The sequence below is a fragment of the Achromobacter sp. KK8 genome, assembly GCF_054188005.1.
This window is the reverse complement of sequence record NZ_CM135178.1, coordinates 2,982,406-2,998,789: the sequence shown is the minus strand read 5'-3', so window position 1 is coordinate 2,998,789 and position 16,384 is coordinate 2,982,406. Positions and strand designations below refer to the sequence as shown.

Here is a 16,384-nt window from a genome sequence, read left to right as displayed (position 1 = left end):
GGCTGAGCTTACTGCTTACCGTTCGAATTGATGTAATCAATCGCTTGTTGCACGGTCGTGATCTTTTCGGCCTCTTCGTCGGGGATCTCGGTCTCGAATTCGTCTTCGAGCGCCATGACCAGTTCGACCATGTCGAGCGAATCGGCACCGAGGTCGTCAAGGAAGGAGGATTCGTTCTTGATCTCGGCTTCGTTCACGCCAAGTTGTTCAGCGACGATCTTCTTGACGCGCTGTTCGATGCTTTCCATGCAGATCTCCAAATGGGAAAAATCCCGCGAATTATAGCCAAGCGCAGAGTACTGCAAACGCCAGGCCGTGACAAAAATAACACCGCACACTTTGATCTGTCGCCCACGGGGCGCAGGAGTGCCGATATGCGGCGTTTCCGGATGAAGCGCGCGTTGCCCCGCGCCGGAAAGCCCGGCTGCGGCGCGGCGGCCTGGGCCGCCCACGCGCTTCGTGACTTATTGCATGTACATCCCGCCGTTGACGTGCAGGGTGGTGCCGGTAATGTAACCCGCCTGCGGCCCGGACAAAAAGGCCACCGCATGGGCGATATCCGTCGGCGAACCCAGGCGGCCCAGCGGAATCTGCTGCAGTAGCGCCGCCGTCTGGCTCTCGCCCAGGGCGCGCGTCATGTCGGTATCGATGAAGCCGGGCGCCACGCAATTGACGGTGATGTTGCGGCTGCCCAGCTCACGCGCCAGCGCGCGCGACATGCCCGCCACGCCGGCCTTGGCCGCGGCGTAGTTGGCCTGGCCGGGATTGCCGCTCGAGCCTACCACGGAGGTGACGTTGATGATGCGTCCCCAGCGGGCCTTCATCATGTTGCGCAGCACCGCGCGCGAGAGGCGGAAAACCGACGCCAGGTTGGTGTCGATGACGGCGGACCAATCGTCGTCTTTCATGCGCATTGCCAGCGTATCGCGGGTGATGCCTGCATTATTGACGAGGATATGGGGGCCACCGCCTTCTTTGCCGAGCGCGTCGATCAAGGCGTCGCAGGCTTCGGCATTGGTCACGTCCAGCACCACGCCACGGCCGCCGAACGGGGCCAGCGCCTCGGTGATGGCGGCAGCGCCGGATTCCGACGTGGCGGTGCCGATGACAACCGCGCCGCGCGCGGCCAGTTCCTGCGCAATGGCGCGGCCAATGCCGCGCGTGGCGCCCGTGACCAGGGCGATCTTGCCCTGCAGTTCGATCGAGGTGTTTTCCATGGTCTTAGTTTCCGTTGACCGCGGCCAGCGCGGCTTCGAGCGAGGCCGGATCCGTGATGGCCAGGCCGGTGAGCTCGGGGTCGATACGCTTGGTCAGGCCGGTCAGGACCTTGCCCGGACCGCACTCGATGACGTGGGTCACTCCCTGGGCCTTCATGGCGCGCAGCGTTTCGACCCAACGCACAGGATGCCACGCCTGGCGCACCAGCGCATCCCGGATTGCCCCGGGTTCGGTCGGGGCGGCGACATCGACGTTGTTGATGACGGGCATCTGCGGCGCCGCCACCGTCACCGCGGCCAGCGCGCCGGCCAGCACGTCGGCGGCGGGCTTGAGCAGGCTGGAATGGAACGGCGCCGACACCGGCAGCAGCAGCGCGCGCTTGGCGCCGGCGGCCTTGGCCAGCTCGCAGGCGCGCTCGACGGCGGCCTTGTGGCCGGCGATCACGACTTGCGCCGGCGCATTGAAGTTGACCGCTTCGACCACTTCACCCTGGGCCGCCGAGGCGCAGGCAGCGCGCACGGCGTCATCGTCCAGGCCGAGGATGGCGGCCATGGCGCCAGTGCCGACCGGCACGGCGGCCTGCATGGCGTCGGCGCGCACGCGCACCAGGCGCACGGCATCTTCGAGCGCCAGCGAGCCGGCGGCCGTCAGCGCGGCGTATTCGCCCAGGCTGTGGCCGGCGACGACATCGGGATTACGGCCGCCCGCCGCGCGCCAGGCCGCGAAGAACGCGGCGCCGGCCGTCAGCATGGCGGGCTGGGTGTTGGTGGTCAGGTTGAGCTGTTCGGTGGGGCCCTGCGCGATCAGCGCGCCCAGGTCCTGGCCCAGCGCCTGCGAGGCGCGCGCCACGGTGTCGGTCACGGCAGCGACGTCGGCCCAGGCATCGAGCATGCCGACTGCTTGCGAACCCTGGCCGGGGAAGACAAAAGCGATTTTCATGATTGACCGTGTGGATTGATTCTGAGTCTGTGGAATGTCGAGCGTGCCATCCGGCAGGCGCGGCACTCCGCGCCATGCCGGACTCGCCCTTACATGCGGGCCAGTACCGAACCCCAGGTGAATCCGCCGCCCACGCCCTGCATCAGGACCAATTGGCCTGCCTTGACGCGGCCATCACGGCGCGCGGCGTCCAGCGCCAGCGGCACGCTGGCCGCGGAGGTGTTGGCGTGGCTGTCGACGGTGATGACAACCTTCTCGACCGGCACGGCAAGCTTGCGCGCCAGGAAATTCAGGATGCGGACGTTGGCCTGGTGCGGGATCAACCAATCGACATCGGCGATCTCGATCCCGGCTTCCGCGCAAGTATCACGGGCCGAGCGGTCCAGCACCGTGACGGCCTGCTTGAACACCGCCTGGCCGTCCATGCGCAGGAACGGATCGCCGGTGACGTCACCATAGGCCACGTTGCCCGCGGCGCTGAGGATCTTCATCTGGCTACCATCGGCATGCAGCTGCGCGGCCATGATGCCGGGCTTGTCGGAAGCCTTGAGCACCACCGCGCCGGCGCCGTCGCCGAACAGCACGCAGGTGCTGCGGTCGTTCCAGTCGAGGATGCGCGAAAACACTTCGGCGCCGATCACCAGCGCGCAACGCGCGCGGCCGGCGCGGATGAAGCTGTCGGCGGTGGTCAGGGCGTAGACGAAACCGCTGCACACGGCCTGCACGTCGAAGGCCGCGGAGCCCTTGGCGCCCAGGTTGGCCTGCACCAGGCAGGCGGTGCTGGGGAACACGAAATCGGGCGTGGAGGTGGCCAGCACGATCAGATCGACCTCGGACGCGTCGACACCGGCATCGGCCAACGCGCGGCGCGCGGCCTCGGTGGCCAACTGGCTGGTGGTCACGCCGCGCTCGGCCAGGTGGCGCTGCCGGATGCCGGTGCGTTCGACGATCCACTCGTCGGACGTGGCGATATCGCGCGTCGCCAGTTCGGCCGCCAGGGCGTCATTCGAAACCACGCGTTCCGGCAGGAAGCTGCCGGTGCCCGCGATCGCGGAATATTTCATTGCGGTATCCATCAAGCGGTGTCCCCAGCCGCGCCCGGTTCGAGCGCCGAAACACCCGAAGCCGACTGGACGCGCTGGTTGATCTGCGCCACCGTCTGAGCGGTGCGCTCCAGCAGTTTACTCACCACGGCCTCGCGGGCCCGTTGCAAGGCGAAGCCGAAAGCGTAGGCATCGGCCGAACCGTGGCTCTTGATGACCACGCCACGCAAGCCCAGCAGCGCCGCGCCGTTGTAGCGACGGTTATCGACGCGATTGCGCAGGCGGTTGAGCACCGGCTTGGCCAGGGCGCCGACCAGCAGCGTGATCAGGTTGCGTTTGAACTCTTCGCGGATGACGCTGGACAACATCTTGGCCAGTCCTTCCACGGACTTGAGCACGACGTTGCCGACGAAACCGTCGCAGACGACGACGTCGACCGTGCCCTTGAAAATGTCATTGCCTTCCACGTTGCCGTAGAAGTTCAGCGGGCTGGCGCGCAGGAGCTCGGCGGCTTCCTTGACGACCTCGTTGCCCTTGATGACTTCTTCGCCGATGTTGAGCAGCCCCACAGTGGGGCTGTCGCGATGGTCCACCGCCTGCGACAGCGCGGCGCCCATGATGGCGAATTGCAGCAGGTGCTCGGCCGTGCAGTCCACGTTCGCGCCCAGGTCCAGCACCGTGGTGGCGCGGCCCGTCTGGTTCGGAATGGACGTGGCGATCGCGGGGCGGTCTATGCCGTCCAGCGTCTTGAGCACATAGCGGGAAATGGCCATCCATGCGCCGGTGTTGCCGGCGGAAACGCAGGCGTCGGCGCGCCCGTCCTTGACGGACTGGGCGGCCAGGCGCATGGAGGAGTCTTTTTTGCGGCGCAGGGCGACCTCGACCGGGTCGTCCATGGTGACGACTTCGGAAGCCGCCACGATCTCGAAGCGATCACGCTCGACGCCGCGATGCTCGGAGAGCGCCGCTTCGATAGCGTCCGGAAGCCCGACCAGCAACAGCCGGGTGTCCGGAAATTGCCGGGCGAACTCGATCGCAGCCGGAATCGTGACGGGCAGACCGAAGTCTCCGCCCATACAGTCTATGGCGATGCGTATCACGGGTGCCAGGTATCAGCGCTCAGCCGAAATGGTCCGAGTACGAGTTCGGCCCGGGGGCCTTATTCGTCGGCCTTGGTCTTCAGGACCTTGCGGCCACGGTAGAAGCCGTTGGGGCTGATGTGGTGACGCAGGTGCGTTTCGCCCGTGGTGGGTTCGATCGCGGTCGACGGATTCACCAGAAAATCGTGCGAGCGGTGCATACCGCGCTTGGACGGGGACTTCTTGTTTTGTTGAACGGCCATGATGACTCCTAGAAACGGGGCGCATTGTACGCCATGCGGCCCGATGTTGATCTCAATCTTTGTGCTTCAGTTGTTCCAGCACCGCAAACGGCGACGGACGCTTGACAACGGGCTCTTGGGAAGCCTCGCTGTCCTTGGCCTGCGCGCCCGGGCATACATCATGCTTGGGCACATACGGAACGCTCAGAATGAGCTCATCCTCGATCTGGGCCAACAGATCGAAGTGATGCGAACCCACCACCTTTTCAGGCTGGTTGGACACAAAACCATTTCCTGCGTTTCCTGCCTCGCCGTCCTCGTCCTCGTCGTCGAAACCCGCGGCGTGATCGCCGGAGGTAAAGCCGTCGTCGAGGTCGGCTTCGGACTTGACCAGTTGCAGCAGGACCTCGCTGTCCACCGGATAGGCGAACGGCTCATTGCACCGCTGACACACCACGACCGGATTCGCCCGCACATGTATGCGCAGGAGCGGCTGACCTTGCAGCAGCCCGGCCTTGCCCATCTCGCCGCGCACGGACCACGTCACAAGGCCGGCCTCACCCGCCGGTTGCTCGGGAAGTCCGTCAACCGCGCGCGTCAACCGCACAAGAGGTATGGTGCCTTGCGCTTCCTTGCCCGAATGGGCGAATGCGAATGCGTCGATGGGCTTGATGTTCTGTCCTTTCGCACGAGGCCGCCGGAAATGCGCATTCGCGCACAACCCGCACATCCCGTGCATTCGCGGCCATCCCAGGGCGCCAAACCGATGACTGACGCAGGGTGCGCCCCGCCCAAAAGTCATGCCGCCCTGCAAAAATGCCGCAAAACGTTAGATAATACTGTGACTTACGTCCCAGCGTCAAATATCGAATGCCCTCACAACCCAGCCTGATCCTCGCCTCCAGCTCGCGCTACCGCAAAGAACTGCTCACCCGCCTGCGCCTGCCCTTCACCGCCATTTCGCCCGATGTGGACGAAACGCCACAGCAAGGCGAATCACCCGAAGCGCTGGCGCTGCGCCTGTCGGTGGCCAAGGCCATGGCGGTGGCCGGCGGGCACCCCGGCAGCGTCGTCATCGGGTCGGATCAGGTTGCCACGGTGGACGGCCAACCCATTGGCAAGCCTGGCGATTTTACGCGCGCCCAGGCGCAATTGCGCGCACTTTCCGGGCAGATCGTGGAATTTCACAGCGCGTTGGCGGTGACTGACGGCCTCCGAGTGGAAAAAGCCGATATCGTGACGCGGTGCAGATTCCGGCGCCTGAGCGACCAGGCCATCGACGCCTACCTACGCGCCGAGGAACCCTACGATACCGCAGGCAGCGCCAAGGCGGAAAGCCTGGGCATCGCCCTGATGGAGAGCATCCAGAGCGATGACCCCACCGCCATCATCGGCCTGCCGCTGATCGCCCTGACCCGGATGCTGGCCGGCTTCGGCCTGGACCCCCTGACGGCGCCCGGAGCGGCCGCATGAGTGGCTCGCTGCACCTGATTCCCGTGGGGCTGGGCGACGCCGCCCCCGAAAGCTGGCTGCCCGCCGACGCGCGCGAGCGGGCCGGCAGCCTGGACACCTACATCGCCGAAAACGCCAAGACGGCGCGGGCATTCCTCAAGCAGGTCGGCACCACCCGGCCGCTGCAGGAAATCACCATCCATACCCTGAGCGACAAGACCGACGCCGCCCAGATCGGCGCCTGGCTCGAGCCGGTGCGCCGCGGCGCCGACATCGGCCTGGTATCCGAGGCCGGCTGCCCGGCGGTCGCCGACCCTGGCGCCAAGGTGGTGGACGCCGCCCACCGGCTCGGCATCACCGTCAAGCCCTGGGTCGGCCCCTCCTCCATCCTGCTGGGCCTGATGGCCAGCGGGCTGGACGGCCAGCGCTTCGCCTTCCACGGCTACGCGCCGGTGGACGCCGGCGAGCGCGCCAGGCAGCTCAAGGCGTGGGAACAGCACTCCGCGCGGCACAACCAGACGCAACTGCTGATCGAGACCCCCTACCGCAACGCCGCCATGTTCGCCACATTGCTGGCCAGCCTGAAGGGCGACACCAAGCTGTGCGTGGCGCGCGCGCTGACCACCGCCGACGAATGGATCGTCACCCGCACCATCGCCGACTGGAAGAAGCAGCCCGCCCCGCAGCTGGACAAGATGCCCACCCTGTTCCTGTACCTGGCGCGCTGACGATGATCCGATCTGCAGCGGTATTGCTGGCCCTGGCGGCCCTGGCCGGTTGCGCCCAGCGCGGCCCCGCGGGCCTGGACCTGGACACCTCCATCACCGCGGCCAGCCAGAGCAGCCGGGTGCGCTTCGTGGTCCTGCACTACACCTCGACCGACGACGCGCTGTCGATGAAGCTGCTGTCGCAGGGCAAGGTCAGCGCCCATTACCTGATCGATACGCCCGGCCGCGCCTACCGGCTGGTCGATGAGTCCCGCGCCGCCTGGCACGCCGGCGAAAGCGCCTGGTACGGCCTGAACGCCATGAACAGCACGTCGGTCGGCATCGAGATCGTCAACCCCGGCTGGACCGACGGCGATGACGGCAAACCGCAATGGCATGCCTACGGCGACCGCCAGATCCGGGCGCTGACCATCCTGCTGCGCGACATCATCCAGCGCCACGGCATCGCGCCCCGGAACGTGGTCGGCCACAGCGATATCGCGCCCCAGCGCAAGGTCGATCCCGGCCCGCTGTTCCCCTGGAAGCAACTGGCCGCGGCGGGCATCGGCCGCTGGTACGACGAAGCCGGCGCCGCCGCGCACCTGGCACGGCTGCAGGCTCAGGGCACGCCCGACGTGGCCTGGTTCCAGCAGCAACTGCAACGCCTGGGCTACACCAGCCCGCAAACCGGCACCCTGGACCGCGCCACCATCAATGTGCTGGCGGCCTTCCAGATGCACTATCGGCCCGCCCTGCACGACGGCCAGCCCGACGCGGAGACCGCGGCGATCATGCTTGCCATGCTGTAGCCCGACGCCCCGGGCGGTGACCGCGAAAGACACGGCACGCCCGACGAGATGGGTTCACCCCGGGCGGCGGCGCCACCAGGCGACCAGCCGCCACCCCAGCAGCAGCGCCAGCACCGAGGCATAGAGGATCGGCTGCGACAGGTCGTTCTTGCCGGCCTTGTGCCACCAGTAATGCAACACCGCCAGCAGGCCGATGAGATAGATGGCGCGATGCAATTGCTGCCAGCGCCTGCCCAGCTTGCGCATGGCCCACTGGGTGGAGGTGGCCGCCAGCGCCGCCATCAGCACGAAAGCGGCGAAGCCCACCGTGATGAAGGGCCGCTCGCCAATATCCTGCAGCATGGCGACGGGATCGAGACCACGGTCCCACCAGACCCAGGCCATGAAGTGCATGGCGCCATAGAAGAAGGCGAACAGGCCGCACATGCGGCGCACGCGCACCAGCGCCGGCTGCCCGGTCAAGCGCCGCAAGGGCGTGATCGCCAGCGTCACGAGCAGGCACACCAGCGTCCAGGTGCCCGACGAACGGGTCAGGAATTCAACCGGGTTGGCGGTCAGGCCGTTGGAAAAACCCAGCCAGATCCAGCGCGCGAACGGCGCCAGGCCCAACAGGAACAGCCAGGGTTTGGCGCGCCCCACGGCCCGCGCCGACCATTGCGGCTTGCGCGCCGCGGCCGCGCCGGCGCCATCGGCCACCGGCGGCTTCAATAGTTGGCCTTCAGGTCCATGCCCTGGTAGAGCGACGCGACCTGCTCGGCATAACCGTTGAACATCAAGGTCTTGCGCTTGGGCGTGAACAGGCCGTCCTCGCCGATGCGGCGCTCGCTGGCCTGGCTCCAGCGCGGATGCGGCACGGTCGGGTTGACGTTGGCATAGAAGCCGTATTCCTGCGGCGCGGCCTTGATCCACGACGATACCGGCTGCTTTTCCACCAAACGGATCTTGACCAGCGACTTGCCCGACTTGAAGCCGTATTTCCAGGGCACGGCCAGCCGCAGCGGCGCGCCGTTCTGGTTGGGCAGCATCTTGCCGTAGACGCCGAACACCAGCATGGCCAGCGGATGCATGGCCTCGTCGATGCGCAGCCCTTCGACGTAGGGCCAGTCGAGGATGGCGGCGCGCACGCCCGGCATGTTCTCGCGCTGCACGGCGGTCACGAATTCCACGTACTTGGCATTGCCGGTGGGCTCGACCTGCTTGAGCAGCGCCGACAGCGAATAGCCGACCCAGGGAATCACCATGGACCACCCCTCGACGCAGCGCAGCCGGTAGACGCGCTCTTCCATCGGCGCGAGCTTGAGCAGTTCGTCGATATCGAAGGTGCGCGGCTTGCCGACCTCGCCCTCGACGCTGACCGTCCAGGGCCGGGTCTGCAGCTTGCCGGCGTTGGCCGCGGGCTCGCCCTTGTCGACCCCGAATTCATAGTAGTTGTTGTATGACGTGATATCAGCGAAGGACGTCTGTTTGTCCATGACGCTGAACGCCGCATTGGCCTGGCCCGCCAGGACGCCGGCACCGGCGCCCTGGGCGAAGGCGCTGCGCGTCGCCCACCCCGGCAACCCCAGCCCCGCCGCCGTCACGCCGGCGCGCAGGATCAGGTCGCGGCGCGACCGCCAGACCGCTTCGGTCGTGATCTCGGACGGAACGATGTCATCGGGCTTGCGTATCAACATGGGAATCTCCTGGGGGCCGGCGCGGCGAGTCGCGTCGCTGCCGCCCCGCTCAAACCGTGGACGTTTCGCGACCCCATGATATTCCGCCGGCGTAGCCGGCGGCGATCGGTAATAGACCGCCCCGCTCTCCCGGCGTTCCCGCCGGGACGGGACGCCCGCGGCCGTCAGGCAGCGGCCGTCAGGGTCCGGCTGAGCAGCCAGTCGCGCACCAGCGGCACGCTCTCCAGCACCGCTTGCGGGCCACAACCCTCGAGTTCCTTCAGGGTGTGTGCGCCGTAGGTCACGCCCAGGCCGTGCACGCCGGCATTGGTGGCCATCTGCATGTCGTGGGAGGTGTCGCCCACCATCACCACGCGGGCCGGATCGACGTCCAGCTCGCTCATCAACTCGTGCAGCATGGCCGGATGCGGCTTGCTGAAGGTTTCGTCAGCCGTGCGGGTGGCGTCGAACATGGGACCCAGGCCGGTCGCGGCCAGGGCGCGCGTCAGGCCCACGCGGCTCTTGCCGGTGGCCACGGCCAGGCGCACGTCGCGCTCGGCCAGCGCGTTCAACAGCTCGGGAATGCCGTCGAAAAGGCGCAATTCAGGATCGCGCAGCAGGTAGTGGGTGCGGTAGCGCTCGAGAAAGCGCGGCAGCATCGCCTGCGTCAGCTGCGGCACGGCACGGCGCAGCGCGCTTTCCAGCGACAGCCCGATCACCCAGCTGGCGTCGGAGGCCGACGGCACCGGCAGCTCCAGGTCGCGGCATGCGCCCTGGATGGCGGCCACGATGCTGTGCGTGGAATCCATCAGGGTTCCGTCCCAGTCAAAAACGACCAGCGAATACGACATATCAGACCGACTCCAGTTGTTTCAGTATTTTCCGGCAGGCGGGCGGCAGTTCGGCCGTCAGCGTCATCGGCTCGCCCGTCAGCGGATGGTTCAGGGTCAATTGGTGGGCATGCAGGAACATGCGGCCAAAGCCCATGCGCGAGAATTCGGCGCGAACCTCGTCGTGGCCGTACTTGTCGTCGCCCACGATGGGAAAGCCGCTGGCCGCCAGATGCACACGGATCTGGTGGGTGCGCCCGGTGCGCAGTTCCGCGTCCACCAGGCTGTAGCGGCCGAAGCGCTGCTTGAGCGTGATGATGGTGTGGGCGGTCTGGCCGTCGGGATCGACCTTGACGCGGCGCTCGCCCGACTGGGTGGTCCACTTGGACAGCGACAGCTTGATGTGCTGGCGGTCGTTGACCCAGTCGCCCTCGACCAGCGCGTAATAGTGCTTGTCGCTGCGCCCCTCGCGCAGCATGGCGTGCAGGGCCAGCAGCGCGCTGCGCTTCTTGGCGACCATCAGCAGGCCGGAGGTTTCGCGGTCGAGCCGGTGCACCAGTTCCAGGAACTTGGCCTCGGGGCGGGCGGCGCGCAACTGCTCGATGACGCCAAAGGACACGCCGCTGCCGCCATGGACCGCCACGCCGGCGGGCTTGTCCACCACCAGCATCGCGTCGTCCTCGAACACCACCGGGAATTCGGCCGCCGGCACCGGCCTGGGCTTGCCAGGGTCGGGCAGGCGCAGCGGCGGAATACGGACCATATCGCCTTCCGCAACCCGATAGTCCACCGAGATGCGTCCCTTGTTTACCCGGACCTCGCCGCCGCGGATGGCCTTGTAGATGTGGGTTTTGGGGACGCCCTTGCACAGGCGCATCAGGTAATTATCCAGGCGCTGGCCGGCATGCTCGGCGCCCACTTCCACCATGCGGACGGAGGGGGTGGCCATAGGGGAGGAAGTTTCTTTGCGCATTGCGGAAAGCGACATATAATCGGGACAGCCTTAAGGGGCTGAATCAGCCGCTGGCGTAGAGATGCAACTCAAGTACGCAACTCCGTCGAGCGCGTGGGCCGCCATTGTACTGCCTGCTCATTCAACCCCTGGGTCATTTGGTCGCCGGCGCAACCGCGCCCTGCCGGATAGTGGTGTGGCATTCATTTTGCCCGCTGTCCCAGCAGGTCCGTTGCCTGCCGCAAGCGGCTTGAAGCACTGCAAGAATCGTCGCATATTTAAAGCACCAGCTGCGCGTCGGCAACCAATCCGGCCGCAACTGCCGTTCACAGCACATTTCCGTCAAACCACATTCAGTGAAGCTGACCCTCCTGCTGAAAGAACCCCGTGCCCCACGGCACGACGTGCCCGCCTGACCCGCGGCGGATACGCCTGGGCGCCGCCCAGGTACGGTCCGCATCTTCTTGCCCGCTTCAGCCGCAGCCCGAGTGGCCCGAGGTCACGCGCCGATATCGGCGCGTCATGACAACGGAGAAACCCTCTCATGAAGCGCATGCTGTTCAATGCGACGCACCAGGAAGAATTACGCGTCGCTATCGTCGATGGGCAAAAACTCATCGACCTCGACATCGAGACTGCCGGCCGCGAACAACGCAAAGGCAACATCTACAAAGGTGTCATCACCCGGATCGAACCCGGCCTTGAAGCTTGCTTCGTCAACTACGGCGAAGACCGCCATGGCTTTCTTCCCTTCAAGGAAGTGGCCCGCAGCTTCTTCAAGGAAGGCGTCGACGTCCGCACCGCCCGCATCCAGGACGCCCTGCGCGAAGGCCAGGAACTGATCGTCCAGGTCGAAAAGGAAGAGCGCGGCAACAAGGGCGCCGCCCTGACCACGTTCATCTCGCTGGCCGGCCGCTACCTGGTCCTGATGCCCAACAACCCCCGTGGCGGTGGCGTTTCGCGCCGCGTCGAGGGCGAGGACCGCCAGGAACTGCGCGACACGATGGAGCAGCTCGAGCTGCCCCAGGGCATGAGCATCATCGCCCGCACCGCCGGCATCGGCCGCAACGTCGAAGAACTGCAATGGGACTTGTCGTACCTGTTGCAGCTCTGGACCGCCATCGACGGCGCCGCGCGCGACAACTCCGCGCCCATCCTGATCTACCTGGAATCCAGCCTGGTCATCCGCGCCATCCGCGATTACTTCTCGCCCGAGATCGGCGAGATCCTGATCGACACGGACGAGATCGCCGACCAGGCCACCGCGTTCATGAGCGTGGTGATGCCGGACAACGTCCAGCGCGTGAAGCGCTACCGCGACGACATCCCGCTGTTCTCGCGCTTCCAGATCGAACACCAGATCGAAACGGCCTACTCGCGCACGGTGCAGCTGCCCTCGGGCGGCGCCATCGTCATCGACCACACCGAAGCGCTGGTGTCCGTGGACGTCAACTCGGCCCGCTCGACCCGCGGCGCCGACATCGAGGAAACCGCCCTGCGGACCAACTCGGAAGCCGCCGACGAAGTGGCCCGCCAGCTGCGCTTGCGCGACCTGGGCGGCCTGATCGTCATCGACTTCATCGACATGGAAGACAGCAAGAACCAGCGCGCCGTCGAACAGCGCCTGCGTGACGCCCTCCATTTCGACCGCGCCCGCGTCCAGATGGGCAAGATCTCGCGCTTCGGCCTGATGGAACTGTCGCGCCAGCGCCTGCGTCCGGCCCTGAACGAAGGCTCGCACATCACCTGCCCGCGCTGCAACGGCACCGGCGTGATCCGCGACGCCGAATCCAGCGCCCTGCACGTCCTGCGCCTGCTGCAGGAAGAAGCCATGAAGGAAAACACCGCGGCGGTCCACGCCCAGGTGCCGGTCGACGTGGCGACCTACCTGCTGAACGAAAAGCGCGCCGACATCACCAAGATGGAAGCCCGCCTGAAGGTCAACCTGGTGCTGATCCCCAACAAGCACCTGGAAACGCCGCATCACCACATCGAGCGCCTGCGCCACGACGATCCGCGCCTGGAAGAAGTGAAGACCAGCTTCGAACTGGTCGAGGCGCCGGCCACGGACGCTCCGTGGCAGCCGCGCGAAAGCGAGATCAAGGCCCGCCCCGAAGCGCTGGTCAAGGGCATCACGCCCTCGCAGCCGGCGCCCGTGTCGACCCCCGCCCCGGCGCCCGCTCCCGCGGCCGCCCCGGCGCAATCGGGCGGCGGCCTGCTCAAGCGCCTGTTCGGCTGGCTGACCGGCAATTCCGAGCCCGCCAAGACCGCGCCCGCCGCTGCCCAGGAAGAAACCAGCGCCAAGCGCACCGCCTCGCCGGCACGTGGCAAGGGCCGTGGCGCCCATGACGGCCAGGAACGCCGCGGCGAACGCCATGGTTCCGACCGCAATCGCAACCGTCGCGGTGAATCGCGCACGGAAGGCGCCGAGGGCGGCGAAGGCGGCCGTCATCACATCCGTGGCAACCGCCGACCCGAAGGCGAGCGCGGCGAACGCCAGGAACGCGGCGAGCGCAACAATCGCAACGAGCGTGGCGAACGCGACCAGGCAGTGCAGGCCGCACAGGCCTCGAACCGTCCCGATGTCGCGCCGGAAGCCGCTGGCGACGACGCCGGCGCCGGCCGCAACCGCCGCCGTGGCCGTGGCCGCAATCGCCGCGAGGAAGGCCAGGCCGATACGCCGATGAGCGAACAGGAAAGCATGGTCGCCGCGCTGGCCCAGTCGGTCGCGACCGCCCTGCCTGAAGCCAAGCAGCCTGCCGATGCCCAGGCCGAACCGGCGGAAGCCGTCGAACTGGCCGCCGAGGGCGTGCCCGCCGCCGAAGGCACCGATGCCGGCGCCGATCCGGAACGCAAGCGTCGCCGCCGCCGCAGCCGTCGTGGCCGCCGCAGCGCGGACGAGGCCGGCGTGGCTGGCAGCGACGAGCAGCTGGAAGACGGCGCCGAAGACGACGCCGGCGAACAGGCCGAGAACCTGACCGCCTCCGCGCCGGCAGCAGCCGTCCCGGTGGCAGCGGCAGCCCCTGCGGCCGACGTCCCCGCGACGCCGGTTCAGGCTCCCGCGCAACAAGCCGAAGCCGTCCAGGCTGAAGCCGCGCCGGCGCCGGTCCAGGCCGAACAGGCGCCCGCCGCCGCGATCGAGCCGCAGGCCGCGCAGCCCACCCAGACTGCCGCGCCCGAGGCGACCGCTCCGGTGGCCGTCGAGCCCGCCAGCCAGGTTTCCGAGCCGGCCGCGCCCGTCGCGGCGCCGGTGCAAGCCGCTGTGGTGGAACCGGTGGTCGAACCCGTCGTGACGACGGCGCCCGCCGCCCCGGCCGAACCCGAAGCCGCTGCGGCCCCGGTGGTCACGCCCGCCCCGGCCGCCGCGCCGGCGCAGGCCGCGCCCACCAGCGCCCAGCCCATCGTGGTGCCGGCGACGGCTCCCTCGGCCAAGGCCCAGGCCCTGCATGAAGTGGTCAACGCCGCTGGCCTGCAGTGGGTGGAAACCGATCCCGAACGCCACGCGCAGACGCAACTGCGCATCGCCGCGGCGCACACGCCGGTCCGCCTGGGCCGCGAGCGCAAGCCGGTGGCGCCGGTCTCGAACGAACCCCTGGTTCAGGTCGAAACCCGCCACTGAGGCAAGCCGCAAGCAAAAGCCCCCATCGAATGATGGGGGCTTTTTTATTGCCTGTCGCTTGCCGCGCAAGCGTCTGGCACGGCCCGGCGAGGCCGAAAAAAAACCCTCGTCACCGAGGGCTTTTCATCAGGCCGGATCGCGCAGCGATCAGAACTGGTACGTGTAGGTCAGCTGCACCGTATCCAGGCCCGGGTTCGGGCGCTTGATGCTGGCGTTGGAAAAGTGCGAATAGCGCAGGCCGATGCGGTTGTTCGGCGTCAGCAGGAAGCCCAGGCCGACGTGGTCGCCGAACTGGAAGGCGGTGCTGATGTTCTCGTTGGCGAAGCGGGTGCGCGAGAACACGGTAGCGCCGATACCGGCTTCGAGGTAGAAGCGCTCGCCAGTCCACCAGCGGAACATCGGGATGGCGTTCAGCTGCCACACGCTGCTGGGCGAACGGTCGCCATCGGCCCACCAATACGACACGCCCAGTTCAGGCGTGAGATCCAGGCGCCCCCAATTGCCGCCGAACTGGTGGGTCCAGACCGACGGGGTTTCGTAGTTCAGCGTGAAGCGCTGGTAGTGGTCTCCCACGCCGTAGTGCAGGCTCACCCCGCCCTGGGTACCTTCGGACGACTGCGCGCTGGCGATGGTAGCGGCGCCAGCCAGGGCCAAACCGATGAGGCGGACAAGCATTTTCTTCTTCGTCGACTGCATTGGGAGCAACTCCGTATTTTTGTTGGGGCAAAAATCCCGGCATGATTCACGAGATTTTTCATCACTACGCAACATAGCAAAAACCAGACCAGAAGGCTTGCCCTGTGTCGCAATCTGGCAACACAAATCATGGAAAACACTGTTCCGCCCGGAGAACGAAAAATTCCATTTCCGGATCGGCTCGCATGTGGATGAAAAACGCCGCCGGCACGGTCATGGCGGCGGCGTCTGCGTGCGGGCAGGAGGATCAGGCAGCCGTGACGACGTCGGCCGGCTGGTTGGTCAGCAGCGCGAGCAGGCGCGCGATTTCCTCGCGCAACTGGCGGCGGTCGACCACCATGTCGATGGCGCCCTTCTGCAGCAGGAACTCGGCGCGCTGGAAGCCTTCCGGCAGCTTCTCGCGCACGGTCTGCTCGATCACGCGCGGGCCGGCGAAGCCGATCAGGGCTTTAGGTTCGGCGATGACCACGTCGCCCATGAAGGCGAAGCTGGCGGACACGCCGCCCATGGTGGGGTCGGTCAGCACGCTGATGAACGGCAGGCCCGCGGCCGACAGGCGCGTGAGCATGGCGTTGGTCTTGGCCATCTGCATCAGCGACAGCAGGCTTTCCTGCATGCGCGCGCCACCAGAAGCGGCGACACAGATGAAGGGCGTCTTGTTGTCCAGGGCAGCCTGGGCGCCACGCGCGAAGCGCTCGCCGACCACCGAACCCATGGAGCCCCCCATGAACTCGAACTCGAAGCACGCCAGCGTCGCCGGCACGCCGCGGATGGAGCCGCTGACCACCACCAGCGCGTCGGTTTCACCGGTCTGCTTGACGGCTTCGGCCAGGCGCTCGGGGTACTTGCGCGTGTCCTTGAATTTCAGCGTGTCCACCGACCGCGTCGACTGGCCGATCTCGACCCGGCCTTCGAGGTCGAGCAGCGAATCGATACGGGCGCGGGCGCCGATGCGCATGTGATGATCGCACTTGGGGCAGACGTGCAGGTTGGCCGCCAGGTCTTCGCTGTACAGCACCGTTTCACACGACGGGCATTTCACCCACAGGCCTTCGGGCACGCGGCGGGCGCCGCTGTCGCTGGTTTTGTTGATGCGAGGCGGCAGGAGTTTTTCGATCCAGCTCATTGTTTGTTCATCCCGTAAGG

17 protein-coding genes are annotated in these 16,384 nt (G+C 67.0%); 4 read left to right on the top strand and 13 right to left on the bottom strand.

Annotated elements, in window-relative coordinates:
- Positions 1-8: 8 nt before the first annotated feature.
- From acpP to ACVN9Z_RS13835, 7 genes are all read right to left on the bottom strand, one after another.
- Complete coding sequence (gene acpP, locus ACVN9Z_RS13865) at positions 9-248, bottom strand: acyl carrier protein (RefSeq protein ID WP_005012191.1); 240 nt, start codon at positions 246-248, stop codon at positions 9-11.
- A gap of 216 nt (positions 249-464) precedes the next feature.
- Positions 465-1,217 carry a 3-oxoacyl-ACP reductase FabG gene (gene fabG / locus ACVN9Z_RS13860; protein ID WP_024068104.1) on the bottom strand — a complete coding sequence of 251 codons (753 nt, stop codon included), beginning with the start codon at positions 1,215-1,217 and terminating at the stop codon, positions 465-467.
- A gap of 4 nt (positions 1,218-1,221) precedes the next feature.
- On the bottom strand, positions 1,222-2,157 hold the full coding sequence (gene fabD / locus ACVN9Z_RS13855) for an ACP S-malonyltransferase (RefSeq protein WP_026382572.1): 936 nt from the start codon (positions 2,155-2,157) through the stop codon (positions 1,222-1,224).
- Positions 2,158-2,246: 89 nt separating this feature from the next.
- Entirely contained in the window at positions 2,247-3,233 is a 987-nt protein-coding gene (locus ACVN9Z_RS13850; protein ID WP_020924696.1) for a beta-ketoacyl-ACP synthase III, read from the bottom strand.
- Positions 3,233-4,300: a phosphate acyltransferase PlsX gene (gene plsX / locus ACVN9Z_RS13845; protein WP_026382573.1), complete on the bottom strand. Its 1,068-nt coding sequence runs from the start codon at positions 4,298-4,300 to the stop codon at positions 3,233-3,235. The genes ACVN9Z_RS13850 and plsX overlap by 1 nt, the downstream gene beginning before the upstream one ends.
- A gap of 59 nt (positions 4,301-4,359) precedes the next feature.
- Positions 4,360-4,542 carry a 50S ribosomal protein L32 gene (gene rpmF, locus ACVN9Z_RS13840; protein WP_006389284.1) on the bottom strand — a complete coding sequence of 61 codons (183 nt, stop codon included), beginning with the start codon at positions 4,540-4,542 and terminating at the stop codon, positions 4,360-4,362.
- Between the two features lie 52 nt (positions 4,543-4,594).
- A complete protein-coding gene (locus ACVN9Z_RS13835) occupies positions 4,595-5,251 on the bottom strand; it encodes a YceD family protein (protein ID WP_047992206.1) in 657 nt (218 codons plus the stop codon).
- 140 nt (positions 5,252-5,391) lie between these two features.
- Between ACVN9Z_RS13835 and ACVN9Z_RS13830 the strand changes: the two genes are divergently transcribed.
- From ACVN9Z_RS13830 to ACVN9Z_RS13820, 3 genes are read left to right on the top strand one after another with little or no spacing between them, the layout of a single operon-like run.
- A complete protein-coding gene (locus tag ACVN9Z_RS13830) occupies positions 5,392-5,994 on the top strand; it encodes a Maf-like protein (protein WP_024068102.1) in 603 nt (200 codons plus the stop codon).
- Positions 5,991-6,701: an SAM-dependent methyltransferase gene (locus tag ACVN9Z_RS13825; protein WP_020924700.1), complete on the top strand. Its 711-nt coding sequence runs from the start codon at positions 5,991-5,993 to the stop codon at positions 6,699-6,701. The genes ACVN9Z_RS13830 and ACVN9Z_RS13825 overlap by 4 nt, the downstream gene beginning before the upstream one ends.
- Positions 6,698-7,489: an N-acetylmuramoyl-L-alanine amidase gene (locus ACVN9Z_RS13820; RefSeq protein WP_370445591.1), complete on the top strand. Its 792-nt coding sequence runs from the start codon at positions 6,698-6,700 to the stop codon at positions 7,487-7,489. Before ACVN9Z_RS13825 ends, ACVN9Z_RS13820 begins: the two co-directional genes overlap by 4 nt.
- Before the next feature lie 54 nt (positions 7,490-7,543).
- On the opposite strand, the gene msrQ is transcribed toward ACVN9Z_RS13820, so the two are convergent.
- From msrQ to ACVN9Z_RS13800, 4 genes are all read right to left on the bottom strand, one after another.
- Positions 7,544-8,197 (bottom strand): protein-methionine-sulfoxide reductase heme-binding subunit MsrQ, encoded by a 654-nt coding sequence (gene msrQ / locus ACVN9Z_RS13815; protein WP_006389279.1) that lies wholly within the window; start codon positions 8,195-8,197, stop codon positions 7,544-7,546.
- A complete protein-coding gene (gene msrP, locus ACVN9Z_RS13810) occupies positions 8,194-9,162 on the bottom strand; it encodes a protein-methionine-sulfoxide reductase catalytic subunit MsrP (protein WP_458213474.1) in 969 nt (322 codons plus the stop codon). The genes msrQ and msrP overlap by 4 nt, the downstream gene beginning before the upstream one ends.
- A gap of 164 nt (positions 9,163-9,326) precedes the next feature.
- Complete coding sequence (locus ACVN9Z_RS13805; protein ID WP_020924704.1) at positions 9,327-9,992, bottom strand: HAD family hydrolase; 666 nt, start codon at positions 9,990-9,992, stop codon at positions 9,327-9,329.
- A gap of 1 nt (position 9,993) precedes the next feature.
- The gene (locus tag ACVN9Z_RS13800) at positions 9,994-10,959 is read right to left on the bottom strand and encodes an RluA family pseudouridine synthase (RefSeq protein ID WP_006389276.1); all 966 of its coding nucleotides are present in this window, start codon (positions 10,957-10,959) and stop codon (positions 9,994-9,996) included.
- A 508-nt stretch (positions 10,960-11,467) separates the two neighbouring features.
- Here ACVN9Z_RS13800 and ACVN9Z_RS13795 point away from each other — a divergent pair.
- Positions 11,468-14,542, top strand: a complete 3,075-nt coding sequence (locus ACVN9Z_RS13795; protein WP_458213473.1) for an Rne/Rng family ribonuclease — start codon at positions 11,468-11,470, stop codon at positions 14,540-14,542.
- 147 nt (positions 14,543-14,689) lie between these two features.
- Here ACVN9Z_RS13795 and ACVN9Z_RS13790 read toward each other — a convergent pair whose 3' ends face one another.
- Together ACVN9Z_RS13790 and accD are read right to left on the bottom strand one after the other, a co-directional pair.
- Complete coding sequence (locus ACVN9Z_RS13790; protein ID WP_006389273.1) at positions 14,690-15,238, bottom strand: acyloxyacyl hydrolase; 549 nt, start codon at positions 15,236-15,238, stop codon at positions 14,690-14,692.
- A 247-nt stretch (positions 15,239-15,485) separates the two neighbouring features.
- A complete protein-coding gene (gene accD, locus ACVN9Z_RS13785; protein ID WP_006389272.1) occupies positions 15,486-16,364 on the bottom strand; it encodes an acetyl-CoA carboxylase, carboxyltransferase subunit beta in 879 nt (292 codons plus the stop codon).
- Positions 16,365-16,384: the final 20 nt, after the last annotated feature.